This window comes from Serratia sp. CY47444, assembly GCF_052168635.1.
Classification (GTDB): Bacteria; Pseudomonadota; Gammaproteobacteria; order Enterobacterales; family Enterobacteriaceae; genus Serratia; species Serratia bockelmannii.
The window spans coordinates 1-13,382 of the sequence record NZ_JBJNMH010000018.1; the positions used below are offsets into that span (position 1 = coordinate 1).

Annotated in this window: 14 protein-coding genes; 3 read left to right on the top strand and 11 right to left on the bottom strand. The window is 58.2% G+C overall.

What is annotated here, in order from left to right; genetic code table 11:
- Nucleotides 1–626, top strand: a 626-nt coding sequence (locus ACJ8IL_RS19815; RefSeq protein WP_442516781.1) for a hypothetical protein, incomplete at its 5' end; no start/stop codon positions are given.
- A 328-nt stretch (nucleotides 627–954) separates the two neighbouring features.
- On the opposite strand, the gene ACJ8IL_RS19820 is transcribed toward ACJ8IL_RS19815, so the two are convergent.
- Entirely contained in the window at nucleotides 955–1,848 is an 894-nt protein-coding gene (locus tag ACJ8IL_RS19820; RefSeq protein WP_442516782.1) for a LysR family transcriptional regulator, read from the bottom strand.
- 107 nt (nucleotides 1,849–1,955) lie between these two features.
- Between ACJ8IL_RS19820 and ACJ8IL_RS19825 the strand changes: the two genes are divergently transcribed.
- Complete coding sequence (locus ACJ8IL_RS19825; RefSeq protein WP_442516783.1) at nucleotides 1,956–3,263, top strand: serine hydrolase domain-containing protein; 1,308 nt, start codon at nucleotides 1,956–1,958, stop codon at nucleotides 3,261–3,263.
- Nucleotides 3,264–3,329: 66 nt separating this feature from the next.
- On the opposite strand, the gene ACJ8IL_RS19830 is transcribed toward ACJ8IL_RS19825, so the two are convergent.
- The 8 genes from ACJ8IL_RS19830 to ACJ8IL_RS19865 form a co-directional block, all read right to left on the bottom strand.
- Nucleotides 3,330–4,079 carry a glycosyltransferase family 2 protein gene (locus ACJ8IL_RS19830; RefSeq protein WP_043143064.1) on the bottom strand — a complete coding sequence of 250 codons (750 nt, stop codon included), beginning with the start codon at nucleotides 4,077–4,079 and terminating at the stop codon, nucleotides 3,330–3,332.
- A 103-nt stretch (nucleotides 4,080–4,182) separates the two neighbouring features.
- Nucleotides 4,183–5,262, bottom strand: coding sequence for an LPS export ABC transporter permease LptG (gene lptG, locus ACJ8IL_RS19835; RefSeq protein ID WP_442516784.1), 1,080 nt, complete (start codon nucleotides 5,260–5,262; stop codon nucleotides 4,183–4,185).
- Nucleotides 5,259–6,329 carry an LPS export ABC transporter permease LptF gene (gene lptF / locus ACJ8IL_RS19840; protein ID WP_148123587.1) on the bottom strand — a complete coding sequence of 357 codons (1,071 nt, stop codon included), beginning with the start codon at nucleotides 6,327–6,329 and terminating at the stop codon, nucleotides 5,259–5,261. The genes lptG and lptF overlap by 4 nt, the downstream gene beginning before the upstream one ends.
- Before the next feature lie 28 nt (nucleotides 6,330–6,357).
- On the bottom strand, nucleotides 6,358–6,924 hold the full coding sequence (locus ACJ8IL_RS19845) for a YtfJ family protein (protein WP_060447913.1): 567 nt from the start codon (nucleotides 6,922–6,924) through the stop codon (nucleotides 6,358–6,360).
- A 20-nt stretch (nucleotides 6,925–6,944) separates the two neighbouring features.
- Complete coding sequence (locus ACJ8IL_RS19850) at nucleotides 6,945–7,814, bottom strand: hypothetical protein (RefSeq protein WP_049203524.1); 870 nt, start codon at nucleotides 7,812–7,814, stop codon at nucleotides 6,945–6,947.
- Nucleotides 7,811–9,148 (bottom strand): lipopolysaccharide biosynthesis protein, encoded by a 1,338-nt coding sequence (locus ACJ8IL_RS19855; protein ID WP_004935553.1) that lies wholly within the window; start codon nucleotides 9,146–9,148, stop codon nucleotides 7,811–7,813. Before ACJ8IL_RS19855 ends, ACJ8IL_RS19850 begins: the two co-directional genes overlap by 4 nt.
- 72 nt (nucleotides 9,149–9,220) lie before the next feature.
- A complete protein-coding gene (locus ACJ8IL_RS19860) occupies nucleotides 9,221–10,015 on the bottom strand; it encodes a hypothetical protein (protein ID WP_043143074.1) in 795 nt (264 codons plus the stop codon).
- A gap of 30 nt (nucleotides 10,016–10,045) precedes the next feature.
- The gene (locus ACJ8IL_RS19865) at nucleotides 10,046–10,771 is read right to left on the bottom strand and encodes a hypothetical protein (RefSeq protein WP_262237579.1); all 726 of its coding nucleotides are present in this window, start codon (nucleotides 10,769–10,771) and stop codon (nucleotides 10,046–10,048) included.
- A gap of 371 nt (nucleotides 10,772–11,142) precedes the next feature.
- Between ACJ8IL_RS19865 and ACJ8IL_RS19870 the strand changes: the two genes are divergently transcribed.
- Nucleotides 11,143–11,874: an ATP-binding protein gene (locus ACJ8IL_RS19870; RefSeq protein ID WP_025303502.1), complete on the top strand. Its 732-nt coding sequence runs from the start codon at nucleotides 11,143–11,145 to the stop codon at nucleotides 11,872–11,874.
- 68 nt (nucleotides 11,875–11,942) lie between these two features.
- Here ACJ8IL_RS19870 and spt read toward each other — a convergent pair whose 3' ends face one another.
- On the bottom strand, nucleotides 11,943–13,115 hold the full coding sequence (spt, locus tag ACJ8IL_RS19875; RefSeq protein ID WP_060433594.1) for a serine palmitoyltransferase: 1,173 nt from the start codon (nucleotides 13,113–13,115) through the stop codon (nucleotides 11,943–11,945).
- A complete protein-coding gene (locus ACJ8IL_RS19880; protein WP_015378483.1) occupies nucleotides 13,102–13,362 on the bottom strand; it encodes an acyl carrier protein in 261 nt (86 codons plus the stop codon). The genes spt and ACJ8IL_RS19880 overlap by 14 nt, the downstream gene beginning before the upstream one ends.
- Between the last annotated feature and the right edge of the window lie 20 nt (nucleotides 13,363–13,382).

Genomic DNA, 13,382 nt, shown 5'->3' on the forward strand with positions numbered 1-13,382 from the left:
GGTCAAAACCGCCGGTTAATACGGTAAAAACGACTTTCCCAGACGATGCGCAGCCGGCATCGTCCGGATCGTCGCAGCTAAAAGCAGAAAAAATACAGAATACTCTAAATTTGAAAAAGCATAGGCAAAATATTTTAAATTTTGGTGAGGATGCTTACACTATGGATATTTCAAGGTGTTATAAATCAGTAATACCACACTTAAAAAAAGCAGGCTACCAAAAAGTAACTTGGAAAAGATGTCCAGACTTGCTGACTAAATATGTAGATCTCATATTTAAATGTCAAGATAGTAGACCTTTTTTTCACATACATATAGAGAACTGCCTCCCTTTCTGCTGGAATTCCCCAGCAAAAAAAGGATGGGACCTTAACTATATAAAATACGAGTGGGGACATATTAATTCTATAAACCAAAATAATGATTTAGCTCACAGTGCAAATAATCTCTGTTTACAATCGGCTAGATGCAACCAGCATATACAAAGCTCACTCAACGTAGATGAACTAATTCAATACGGTGGGGAATTGGAAGTCGTTATAAGGAAGAATTTATCTAACAGGGAAAAATTGTTTGCATCAAATGAGTGGCAAGAACTGCTGAAATGCCTTGATTTGTTCAGATAATTTACGATGACATCTTTTTTCCTATCGTCAAAATGGGGGGCGAGATGTTACACATTTACTTGCCCCTCATTAATTGATATATCGTAACCTTAGTAATTTATACATCCGCAGTAATAATAAATGTGAACTTCCACTCCTCGCTCAAAGCTGGCCCTTAATGCCACCGTTCAAAGCAATAAACCAGCACCAGTAGCTGTGGAACGGAAGCGTTATGGGGCTCATTGAGGAAAACAGAAATCCCTGCTTAAGAGCGATCAGATCGACAACGCAGATGATGAGCCCTAAGACCGTCTTCCGGTAACAACACCGCTAATCTAACAGCGAATTTTCACTCCCCAACTCCCCACCACAACCCCGGCAACAGCGCCAACGTCTCATCAATCAACGCCCGCCGGTCATTGCCCGGCTTCCAGATGGTCACTATGGTTTGGCTGATCCCCTGGCTGCCGACTTCGGTGCGCAGCGTGTTGACGTTTTTCCACTGTTCCGCGTGCATATGCGTCGGCAAGAATCCCCAGCCGCAGCCTTGTTCAAGCAGGGCGCGCAGCATTTCCAGCTCGTTGGTAAATATTGTATGCCCGGAAATTTGCAGGCGGCGCGCCACCGGTTCGTCAGAATCCGGGTGCATGATCACCTGCGGCGCGAGCGAGAGCTCCAGCAGTGAAAGCGGCTGTTCCGCGTTGGGGAAAAGCGTTTTTGCGGCGTAAAAATCCATCTCTATCGCCCCTAAGGCGCGCCACTCCATGGCGTCGCCCACGCTGCGATGGCGCGCCTGGCAGATACCCAGATCGGCCTGGCCGTTTGCCAGCAGCCTTTCCGCTTCGTCGCGCGAGGCGTTAATCAGGCTCAGCCGTGTGTTGCGCTGGGCCATGGCGGCAATCAGCGCCTGCAGCAACGCGCGGGGCGTAAAGGGATCGTAGACCAGCGAGATTTCCTGCGCCGCGCTCTTGGGCACGTCTTTGGCAAATGCCTCAAACGCCTTCACCTGGCGCATCAGCAGGTGCGCCTGGCGCTGCAGCTGTTCGCCTTCCGGTGTCAGGTGCAGGCTGCGCCCCTCGCGCAGGAACAGCGCATAGCCCAAGCCATCCTCGAGAAAATCAATCAAATCGCGCAGCGTCGTGCGGTCTTTGCCCAGTTTGAGCGCGGCCTTAGCCAGGCTGCCGTGCTCGGCCACGGCGGTGAAGGCTTCCAGTTGGGCAAAGGAATAAATCAGGCTCGGCACGCGGTTCCCCCGTCGATTTTTCGGGGGATTTTCCCCCATTAGGCGTTTTTTATTATAGGCCGCGTTTTTTTAAGCTGAACGCCTTCCTGAGCTAAGCGAGAAAAAATATGAAAAGCAAAGTGTTTAACCGCAGCCTGCTGGCGGGCGTTGTCATCAGTCTCTGCAGCGGTCTGTTGGCGCCCGCCGCGCTGGCCGCCTGTGCGAGCACCGAACTCAGCGCCTGTCCGGCGCCTTTCGATGCGCAATTGCCGGACACGCACAAGATGCTCACCTGGAGCCAGAGCGATCGGGTGATCGGTTTTCGTAACGACTACCGCAACTATGCCGGGGATGTGTTTCATCACGGCAATGCCGCACCGCTGCCGGCTGCCGCTAAACCGTTAAAGGACGCCAGTTATCGGGTGAATGGCAAAACCTACAGCCTGCAGGACTATCTGCAGCGCCAGAACGTCAGCGGCATGCTGGTATTGAAAGACGGCAAAATCGCCTGGAAATATCTTGGGGAGGGCAATACCGACGCCACGCTGTGGACGTCGCGCTCGGTGGGCAAATCCGTGGTCGCCACGCTGGTGGGCGTGGCGATTAAACAGGGCAAAATCCGCTCGCTCGACGATCTCATCACGCAATACGAACCCGATCTGAAAGGCACCGCGTGGGACGGCGTGACCCTCAGGCAGCTGATCACCCACACCTCCGGCGTGGCGTGGAATGAGGATTACACCAACCCGAAATCGGACTTCGCGCAGCTGACCGAGTGTGAAGCCAGGCCCGGCACCTACGCCTGCGTGCGCAAGCTGGTGGCCGGCTTGCAGCGTGCGCACCCTGCCGGGCAGAACTGGTCTTACTCCTCCGGCGGCGCGTGGCTGCTGGGCGACGTGCTGGAGCGCGCCACCGGCATGCCGCTGGCGGCCTATCTGCAGCAAAGCATCTGGCAGCCGTACGGCATGGCGAGCGACGGCGTGTGGCATGCCTACGCCAAAGGCCAGCACGACGTGGGCGCGCACGGCTTCAACGCCACGCTGGAAGACTGGGGGCGCTTCGGCGAGTTCATTCTGCATAATGGGACGTTGCCGAACGGCAAACAGATCTTGCCGGAAGATTGGGTAGCCCAGTCGTCCAATTGGACTCAGGCGGTGGGCTCGGTGTCGGCGGCGCATCCCAACGGCATTTACGGATTCCAATGGTGGAACAACGAAGTGCCGGTGAATGCGACCAACGTTGAGCCTGTTCCGCAGGCCTCCCTCAAGCATTCCCTGTGGGCGCTGGGGATCTTCGGCCAGATGATTATGGTCAATCAGGCGGAGAATCTGGTGATCGTCCAGTGGTCCACCTGGCCGCAGGCGGAGCCTTCTTTCAGCGCGCAACCGCTGGAGGCGTCGCTGATGTTTAGCGCGATAGCGAAGGAACTGCGTTAAGCCCGCGGAGCGAGCAGGGGCTGGATGGCGTTTGCTATTCAGCCCCTGTTTCTGCCCTTAACGCTATCAATCTTTGCCATACCAGGATTTAAAATACTTTAGGAAACTGTAGGCCACGGCATAAAACCCAGTGACGGCGCCGACTTTGCCTTCCTTCCATGCGCCGCTCAGTACGTACCATTTGAAAAACGCGCCGATCGCGCTAACGACGCCACGAAATATCGAGGGCCTGATGTCTCTGTATTTGACTACCCTTGTCGTATAGCTATTGAGCTTATTGAGTATTTCATGGAGAGAATAAAAAGTATCGTGCTTAACATTGCCGGGAATGACCGACGTGTGAATATAGCCTTCAGCGGCATCATCTACCGGAGCATCATTGAACCTGACCTGTGTTCTATTGAACAGTCGAACGGGGTAGTCCGGTGAGGAGATGGGATAAATCGTTCTGACTGGCTGCCCGAGTACAAACCAATTCCTTTTTATTCTATAGGCTTGCTGTGGTGGCGGGTTTGCCTGCGATTTGAATGTTAAAATGGACGCTATGGTTTCGGCATCAAGGATTTCGTCGCTGTCCAGGCACAGTACCCAATCATGGTGAGATTGAGAAATCGCAAAGTTCATTTGTCGTCCATGCGTTTCGAAACGATGGTAAATAGGGCTTATTCCAAAGCTTTGGCAAATAGACAGCGTTTTATCCGTACTTCCGGAGTCCACCACAATCCACTCATCCGCAATGCCCATGAGTGGAGAAAGCACCTCGTGTAATAAACGAGAGGAGTTAAAAGTCAGTATACAAACAGCTATCTTTGCCATTAACTAACATCCTTAAAAATCGCTGAGCAGGTGAGCGCGTAATGTTTTCTCTGGAATGGAAATTGCGATTCTCTTCTTATCCCTTATCAACCTCGGAAAATGCCTAACCCCGCCGATCAAACCGATAAACCAGCGCCAGCGACAATGTCAGGAGTAAAAGCGGCGGGGCGAGGGCGGTGAAGGGCGCGTTGAGGGCGAACAGCAACCCCAGATTGAGGACGATCTGGTAAGCGATGTAGGTCAGCAGCCCGATGATGACGCCGAGCGCTAATCGGCTGCCCATGCCGGGCGCGCGTGGGGCGGTGAAGGTAAACGGGATGGCTAGCAAAATCATCGCCAGCACCAGCAGGGGCTGGCCGAGTTTTTTCCACAGCGCCAGGCGGTATTCGGTGCTGGGCTGCCCCGAGCCCTGCAGGTAATCGATATAGCGATCCAGCTGTTGGAGCGAGAAGCTGCCGGCCGGCAGGGTCAGCTCTTTCAGGCTCGGCACGGCGAACAGCGAGCGCCAGAGCAGGCTGTCTTGCCGCTGAATCGTCTCCTTTCTGCCTTGCCAGCTTTTTTGCATCACGTTGTGCAGCAGCCAGCTGCCGTCGGCGGCGGTGCTGGCGCTGTCGGCGTAAATGTAAGATTCCAGCGCGTGGTTGGCCTGATAGCGGAAGATCTCAATGCCGTGGGGCTGGTCGTTCTCATCGACGGTTTTGACCGTCACAAACTCGTTGCCGCGCCGCGCCCACAGCGGGTTAACGGTGACGTCGTTATCGTTCGACTGCGCCAGCGCGTTGTTCTTTATCTGCAGCGCGCGTTGCTGCAGCGGCGAAGCGGCCCATTCATCGAGGGCGCCGAGCGAGAGGTTCATCAGCAGCCCGGCGGCGAGCATCACCAGCGCGATGCGGAATATCGACATCCCGGCGGAGCGGATCGCCGTCAGCTCCAGGGTTTTAGACAGCTGCCCCAGCCCGACGATGCCGCCGAGCAGCGCGATAAACGGCCCCAGATCGACCAGGCTGCGCGGCAGGGTCATCACGGTCACCAGCAGCGCCTGCTGCCAGCGGTAGCCGCCCGGAGTGACGTCCTCCAGCTCGTTGATCAGCGTAAAGGTGGTGAACAGCGGGATGAGCAACCCGGCCGCGGCGGCGAAGCCGATGAACACGTTGCGCATTAGGTAGCGGCTAAAAATGGTCATCGGGAGGGTTTCCGCAGCAGGGATAAGTCGCGCGCCAGCAGCAGGGCGATGCCGACAGCCATCGCTATCGGCACCAGCCAAACGCCGGGGATCGGTGGCAGAGAGCCGTTGGCCACCAGCGTGCGGCAAATGTTGCCGCCATAGAAAATCACGGTAAACAGCACCGTCAGGGGCAGCAGCGCGGCGTAGCGCCCCTGCCGCGGCTTGATGCGGCTCAAGGGGATCGCCAGCAGCACCATCAGCACGGTGGTCAGCCCGCGGCTCTCGCGCCATTGCAGTTCGGCGGCGTCGCCCGGATCGGCGGAGCGCGCCAGCTCCGCCGGCGAGGCCGACTTGTGCCGGCTCTCGGCGCTGGGCACGAACGGTTTAAGCGCGATGTCGAAATTGTCGTAGTTCTGCCCGTTGTCGTCGGCGCCCTGGCGATCCAGCACATAGGCAGTGCCGGTTTTCAGCCGCACGGCGGGGCTGGCGGGGGAGGCGTCGAGCACCTCCACCGACTGCGCGCGATACAGGTTGGTGTGATGGCCGCCGCGCACATAAATCAGGGCGTCCGTCAGGTGGTTGGCCGTTTTGTCGACGTGATTGGCGAGGATCATGCGGCCGTTGCCGCTGACGTTGAATTTGTCGGCCTGCAGGTGGCTCACGTCCAGCACCGATTGCGACTGTTGTTGCAGTTGATAAATATTGGCGTACGCCCAGGGCCTGCCATACAGCGACAGCAGCGTGACCGCGATCGCCAGCGGCACGGCGAGCAGCAGCACCGCCTTGTACAGCCGCAGCGGGCTGGCGCCGGCGGCCAGCATGGCGGTGATCTCCGCATCGCTGTACAGCTGGCTCAGCGCCACCGCCACCGAGACATACAGCGCGACGGGCAATATCATCTCCAGCGCGATCAGCGATTTATAGAAAACCACGTCGGCCACCACCCGCAGCGCCAGCGTGCCGTTGGCGGCGTCGGTCAGGTAGCGCTGGGCGGAGTAGCTGGCGAACATAAAGATCAGAAACCCGGCGATCATCATCACCAGGCGGCGGATCTCAACCGTGATATAGCGTTCAATCAAAGACATGCGTCATCGGCTCCCGGCGGCGTGCGCTTCATGGCGTCTCCTGCGCGATCAGGGTGCGCAGCAGGGCGATCACCTGGTCAACTTCCTGCGGGGTGAGTGCGCCGTCCTTCGCCCACTGCACGCGCCCGGCCTTATCCAGCACCACGATGGTGGAGCTCTCCTCCGGCAGCCGCCAGGCCATGCGCCCCAGCCCGTCGCTGTCGACGATGAACTGCGCCCAGGGATAATGGCGCTTGTTTTTCTCGATCTTGCCGCGCACGAAGAAGCCGGAGCCCGGTATCGCGTCGTCGGTGTTGACGATGGTGGTCGGCTGGAAGCGATCGCCCGGCAGGTTCGCGTCCTTAACGGCGTTGATCAGCAACGAGTTCTTCTTTTTGGCGGAGGTGCGCCCGGCGATGTACTGGATCACCCGCACCTTGCCCGCCAGTTTTGCGCTGTTCCACGGCCGGTAGCTGAAATCGCCGTTGCGCAGCAGCAGCTCGCCGCGATCGGCGATGGCGATCGGCGCCACCGGCCGGCCATGCACGAAGTTATGCGCAGATGCCGCCAGCGGCGACAGCAGCAGCGCAAGGGTCAGCAAGCGACGTAACGTCATCATGGCTACGGGCAATGCGCTTATCTGCCCGCCGCGATGGCCGGCTGGGAAAACGACAGCGGAAAGCGCGCCAGCAGCAGCTCCAGGCGCTGGCGGATGTCGATATCCAGGATCGCCGGCCGGTCATAGATATCGCCGCCGGCCAGCTTGTCCGCCACCATCACGTCATGCCGGTCACCCATCAGGCCGTTAATCGCCGCCAGGAAGCGCGAGATCTGCCGGGCTTCGCGGTTGTCGGGATCGATCGATCTCAGCGTGTCGTAAAACGAGACCTGGCGGCTGACGATTTTGCGCACGTCATGGAACTGATGCCCGGTCAGCGCCGGGCCGGCGATCAGCGTTTGCAGCTGGCGCATCTGCTCCTGGCGGTAGGTGATAAAGCCCTGTGCGCTTTCCAGGCGGGTGTGGCGCAGCGCATAACGCACGTATGACCACACCGGCTTGCTGAGCAGTAGCCGCAGCAGGTTGCCGTACAGCGTGAGGTTCTTCTGGTTGCCGTTGCGAAACGCGTCCTGAAAATGGCCGAGTACCACGGTGGTGGTGTGGAACAGGCGGTTGGCGCGGTGGGGGGCGCCGTACAGCTGCTGGGCGAAGCGCAGGTGCTTGTAGCGGGCGCGGATATATTTGTAGCGCATGCGGGTAGCCGCCGCCAACTGCGGGTCTTGCAGGAAACCGTTCACCAACTGCAGCAGCTCACGGCGGGAAAAACCGTCTTCCCAAAACTGCAGGCACAGCGCGTAGTTGTCCCGAATGCTCTCGGGGGAGCATTCCAGATCGATCTGCTGCGGCAGGCTGATATTCGCCTCGACCAGGTCATCCTCTTCCACCGCGACAAACAGCGCCTGGGTGGTTTCGGCGGAGAACTTCTTCCAATTCGTGATAGCGGTCATTGATTACTCTCTTTGGGCACATTCAGCCCCAACATAAAGCGATTGCGGTAGGCGCCGATCGTCGGTATCAGGGATAACAGCACGTCTAAACATTGCCCCAGTAAATAAGCGAAGGCGGCGCCCTGCACGCCGAAGGCATACGCCATCGACACCAGCAGCGCAATGTAGGCCGCCGAGGCCGTCGCCTGCGCGATCAGGAAAGCGCGCTGCTTGCCTGCCATAAATAGTAAGGATTCCTGCGGGAAGCCCATCATGGAGACGATGATCGCGCCCAGCATGATTTGAATCAGGTCATAGGCTTCCAGGTATTGCTGCCCGAAGACCGCGGAAATGAGCGGTTTGCCCACAAGCAACATCAACACCGCGACGGCCAGGCCGATGCCGCCGGCCAGCAGCGAGGAGCGCAGGCCCAGCAGCCACGGGGTCTTGGTGCGCGGATCCAGGCGCATGATCTCGGGATAGAAGCTTTTTTCCAGCAGCTTGGCCGGGGTGCCCGTCGCATCGAAGAAGGTCATGGCGATCTTGAACAGCCCGGCGGCGGCCGGCCCGAGCACCACGCCCACCAGCACGGTGGTGCAGGAGTTGCGCGCGGCCCAGATGGTATGGGCGATGTTGGTGGTCCAGACGAAGTTCCAGGCACCCTCGATGCGGCGCGCGACGTTGAACAGGCGTGGCCTCAGCGCGCCGTGGATATCGCGGCGGCGCAGTTCGCGCGCGGTGAACCACCAAAACAGCGTGCCGCCGATCAGGTTAGAGGCGTACCAGGTGACGATAAAGCCGGGGAACCCCAGATCGAAATAATAGGAGATGACGCTGCCCACCGCCTGCAGGAACGGCTTGATCGCCTGCTGGATGGCGATGAGATCGAAGCGGTTGAAGGCGCGCAGCACGCCGGTCGGCGTGGACGAGGTCATCGACGGGATCAGGGTGCAGTACAGCATGGCGAGCCAGAAGCTTTCGCTGTCCAGCCCCAGGGCGTGAGACAAGAACGGCAGCATGATCATGCCGCCCAGCACGGCGATGACGCCGCTGGCGATATCCAGGCCAAAGGAGAAGGCGACGACGTCGCGGAAGCGCCCGGTATTTTGATGCTCCAGCGCCGGGGTGCCGAATTGCACCACAAACTGCCAGGTCTGGAATTTGATGAAATCGCTGACCGCTTTGGTGTAGGCCTGGATCACCACCAGCACGCCGAACATTTCAGGCGACATGCCTTTCCCGGCGCAGGAGAGCGCCAGCAGGCCGAGCAGCGCGCTGGCGACGCTGCCGGAGCCTAAATAGGCGGCATTACGTAAAATGGAGCGAAACGCGCCATCGGAAAACCACCGTTTCATAACCAAAACCAGCCGTTATCGTTGTTTTGCTGCATTTTTTTTTCCGCCGTCATGCGCTTGCCCTGTATGCGTTTAATAAACCTGAGTTTCTTCGCCGGCGTTTTCGCCGGGTTGCCCGATATCGCTCTGTGGGCGCTTCGCGGGATTCACTACGGCGGAAATGGCGTTGAGCGCGTTGCTCAGCACCTCGTCGTAAGGGGCTCTGGCGTCCAGCTCGATGATGCGCGCACCGTTGTACTGCAGGCGCACCATGGCGGCGATCTTGTCTTTCAGCTCTTCATAGCTGTGATCGGGCTTGCGGGAAAATGCCGTATCGACGTCGATATCAAGGCGAATGATCAGCGCCGGCCGATAGACGGCCATGCGTTGATATAAACGGCGTTCGCGCGCCGCCAGGCGGCTCAATAGCCAGCCTTTTGCGCGTTCCACGCCGATGCCGGGCCCATCGTAGTAAAAACCTGAAATTTCCGCCTGCGGGTAGCGATCGCTGACCACCAGCACGCCGCTCTGCGCCAGCCGTCGCACCTTGCGCAGGTTGGCGGCGCGCCACAGCGAAAAGCCGTACATGATCAGCGCCGCCCACAGCGCCGGCGGCCTGTTGCTCATGCGCTGGGTTTTATCGGATTTGGCCGCGAGGCGCCGTTCCAACCACACGCCGATGAACGGCAACTTCTTGATTTTGTCGCCGTCTTCGCCGGAGATCAGCCCCAAATAGCGGCGCTCCGTGGGGCGATGTTGCTGCAGGTTTTTCACCAGATCGGCGGTCAGCGTGGACTTGCCCGTGCCGTCGCTGCCCACCACGGCAATCAGCCCGGTGATGCAGGTGGGAGAGGTATCCTGTTCGGCGGTGAGTTTATTTTTTTTCATCTGTTTCGGTACGAAAAGGTTATTTGGCTGCTAGGCATTGGCGGCCCTCAGCGATATTTTAACGGCGCGCAGTGAGGCATCGAAAATACGGTTAGCCGGCTCGCGGCCGTCTAAATCCAATATGTTAGCGCCATTAAACGTCAGGTGCGGGATGACGGCGATCTTTTCACGCAACGCCGCCAGCGAGTGATCGGGTTTACGTGAATAGGCCGTTTGTTCGTCAATATCCAGCCGAATTAATAATAAGGGCTGATAAGACGCCATCCATTGGTACAGCTTTTGTTCGCGCTTTCTCAGCCAGCGGATCCAGCGATTGCCGCCGGCGGTTTTCGCCAGCTGCGGGCCATCGAAACGAAACCCTGCCACTTCGGCCTGCGGATAACGATCGGTGATCAGCAATGCGCCGCTGCGACTTTTCTTCAGCATGCGACGGAATTTATAAACGCGCCAATAGGAGAGTAAAAAAATTACCAGCGCCGTGGCATTATCCGGCGGTGTGGAAGGGCGCTCATGCACGCGCTGCGATTTCTTCAGCAAATAACGCCCGAAGGGCGCGCCAATAATCGGCAGCGAACTGATCCATTCGCCGATGCGCCCGGAAGACTGGCCGAGATACAGCAGTTCGGCAGGTTCTTGCGCCGATAAGGCCTCGACCAGGCTGGCAGCTAACGTGGATTTTCCCGAGCCGTCACAGCCGGTTATCGCTATTACGCGCACGGGCGAGCGATCAGATGAAGGTCTTATCTGCTGACTCACAATAATTGATCCAATGCGAAAAAAACTATTGTATTCCAATACGCCTTGGGTTCAAGATATTTATTGTGCTTTGCTGCGATAAAATAATGAGATTGGTATTCTTGTTCGCTATTTGAATTGATATTTATGGCGTTCGTTCTTGTTATTTTGTGCTAATTGTTCGTGCGCGCGCCGGTTTCGCTTTTTATGTTAATTCCCGGCAGGGCTCACGATGAAAAAAGAGCAGAGGTTTTCCATTTTCGCTTAATATTTTGTGCTTTTTGGCGCCGCGCTACGGTAAATTTTTTCACGTAGCCGCCACGGCAATGATAAGCGATAGGTCGCTTCAAATATGGCACGCCGTTTCTGGTGTATTGAAAGAGAGTCTTATTATGAGTGCAAAATTTCCGCCGCTGATTGCGGTTATCGGCAGCGACGGATCGGGTAAGTCCACCGTTTGTGAACATCTGATCGCGTATATGAAACATTATGGCCCGGCGGTGCAAGTGCATCTGGGCAAACAGGCGGGCAACGTCGGCCGCGCGGCGGCGAAATTGCCGCTGCTCGGGCGCTCGGTGGGCAAGGCTATCGAGAGTAATACCAAAAAAGTCAAAACGAAAAAATCCCGCATCGGCCTGTTGCCGTCGGCGGTGATCATCGCTTTCGTGGGGCGGCGGCTGCTGCGTTTCCGCCGCATGCTGGCGTACCGTCGGCAAGGGTTCATCGTGTTGACCGACCGTTTTCCGCAGGCGCAAATCCCCGGCGCTTACGACGGTACGGTTTTTCCCGTCGACGTGGAAGGGAGCCGTTTTGTCCGTTGGCTGGCGGCGCGCGAGCGGGCGGCGTTCCAATGGATGGCGGGGCAAAAACCGGATCTGGTACTCAAGCTGAATGTCAGTCTGGACGTGGCCTGCGCGCGTAAACCCGATCACCGCAAAGCGGCGTTGGAGAAGAAGATCGCCGTCACGCCGTTATTGACGTTCGAAGGCGCCGACATCGTGGATCTCGATGCCGATCGGCCGATCGAGGAGGTGCTTTCGGCGGCGGAAAAAGCCATCGGGGAATTTATGGCGGCGCAGGGTTATCGCTATTCGGCTGATGGGGTATCAACGGCTGCGCACTGAGGTGCGCAGCGATTCGGCAGGGCGGCGATACCATTTTGGCACCGCCGCCGCGGCCGAGAGGGAAGGCTTTATTTTTTCAGCGCCGCAAAGGCGCGCACGATGGCGTCTATCTCTTCATCACTGTGCGCGGCATTGACGCTGCAGCGCAACAGGGTGACGCCCGCCGGCGCGGCCGGTGGCAGCACCAGGTTTACATACACCCCGTGGGCGATCAGCTCGCGCCAGAAACGCAATCCTTCTTCTTTTGAACCGATCATCACCGGCACCACCGGGCTGATGCGCGGCCCCAGGGTATACCCCAGTTCGGCGAGGCCGTGGTACAGACGGTGCGCGTTGCTCCACAGCTTTTCCCGCAGCTCGGGATGGCGCGCGATTTTTTGCAGCGCCGTGCGCACCGATGCGATGCTGGACGGCGACGGCGAAGCGGTAAAGATATACGGCCGGCTGCTGTAGCGCAGCACGTCCATCCCTTTGCCGCCGACGGCGAAACCGCCGATTGAAGCCAGGCTTTTGCTGAAGGTGCCCAGGATAATATCCACGTCTTGCTCGACGCCGAGCGCTTCGGCCAGGCCGCGGCCGTGCTCGCCCATCACGCCGAAGGAGTGCGCTTCGTCGACCAGCAGATAGCCGCCGAGCCGCCGCTTGATATCGACGATTTCCACCAGCGGGGCGACGTCGCCCAGCATGCTGTAGATGCCTTCCACGATAATGATCGCCTCGCGGGCGCGTTCGCCCAGGCGCACCATGCGGCGCTCCAGATCGGCGGCGTCATTGTGGCGGAAGCGAATAATCTCCGCGCCGCCGAGGGCGCAGGCGTCGTAAATGCTCGCGTGGCTGTCCGCGTCGATCAACACCACGGAGCCTGGTCCCGCCAGCGTGCTGATGACGCCCAGGTTGGCGGTATAGCCGGTGGAGAACACGATGGCGCTGGGGCGATCGAAGAATTCCGCCAGCTCCCGTTCCAGCGTCAGGTGCGATCCGTAACTGCCGTTCGCCATGCGCGAGCCGGTGGTGCCGGTGCCGAGCGCGGCCAGGGCCGCCTGGCCGGCGGCGATCGCCTGCGCATCGAACGTCAGGCCAAGGTAATTATTGGTGCCGGCGAGGACAATCTTTTGATCGCCGATGCGCCCCTGGGTGGCGGAATAGACTTCGTCGATGCAGGTGCCGAACGGATTCAGACCGGACGTTTGAAATTGCTCACGGTCATTGGCGAGCCGCGCAAACTTATCATACAGTCCCATGGTTTTTCTCCAGATAAGGGCGCAGCGCGTCAAGCAGTTGCTCAGGCGTTCTGACATCAAGCAATATATTGATAGGAATGGAGATATCTAATTCATCTTCCAGCATCATCAGCAGATCCAAGACTCTGATGGATTCCAGGCCAAGATCATTGACGAGATCGCTATCAGGTTTTATTTCCACTCCGCCTTCGACGATACCTTGCAAACACGTCAGGATATAATCCATTACAGCATCGCGATTTAGCATAAGAACGTTGACACACCTCT

What these genes read in the sequence shown, in the direction of transcription:
- ACJ8IL_RS19825 (WP_442516783.1), top strand. Translation starts at nt 1,956, where the DNA reads ATGAAAAGCAAAGTGTTTAACCGCAGCCTGCTGGCGGGCGTTGTCATC.
- ACJ8IL_RS19830 (WP_043143064.1), bottom strand. Translation starts at nt 4,079, where the DNA reads ATGGCAAAGATAGCTGTTTGTATACTGACTTTTAACTCCTCTCGTTTA.
- lptG (WP_442516784.1), bottom strand. Translation starts at nt 5,262, where the DNA reads ATGACCATTTTTAGCCGCTACCTAATGCGCAACGTGTTCATCGGCTTC.
- lptF (WP_148123587.1), bottom strand. Translation starts at nt 6,329, where the DNA reads ATGTCTTTGATTGAACGCTATATCACGGTTGAGATCCGCCGCCTGGTG.
- ACJ8IL_RS19845 (WP_060447913.1), bottom strand. Translation starts at nt 6,924, where the DNA reads ATGACGTTACGTCGCTTGCTGACCCTTGCGCTGCTGCTGTCGCCGCTG.
- ACJ8IL_RS19850 (WP_049203524.1), bottom strand. Translation starts at nt 7,814, where the DNA reads ATGACCGCTATCACGAATTGGAAGAAGTTCTCCGCCGAAACCACCCAG.
- ACJ8IL_RS19855 (WP_004935553.1), bottom strand. Translation starts at nt 9,148, where the DNA reads ATGAAACGGTGGTTTTCCGATGGCGCGTTTCGCTCCATTTTACGTAAT.
- ACJ8IL_RS19860 (WP_043143074.1), bottom strand. Translation starts at nt 10,015, where the DNA reads ATGAAAAAAAATAAACTCACCGCCGAACAGGATACCTCTCCCACCTGC.
- ACJ8IL_RS19870 (WP_025303502.1), top strand. Translation starts at nt 11,143, where the DNA reads ATGAGTGCAAAATTTCCGCCGCTGATTGCGGTTATCGGCAGCGACGGA.
- spt (WP_060433594.1), bottom strand. Translation starts at nt 13,115, where the DNA reads ATGGGACTGTATGATAAGTTTGCGCGGCTCGCCAATGACCGTGAGCAA.
- ACJ8IL_RS19880 (WP_015378483.1), bottom strand. Translation starts at nt 13,362, where the DNA reads ATGCTAAATCGCGATGCTGTAATGGATTATATCCTGACGTGTTTGCAA.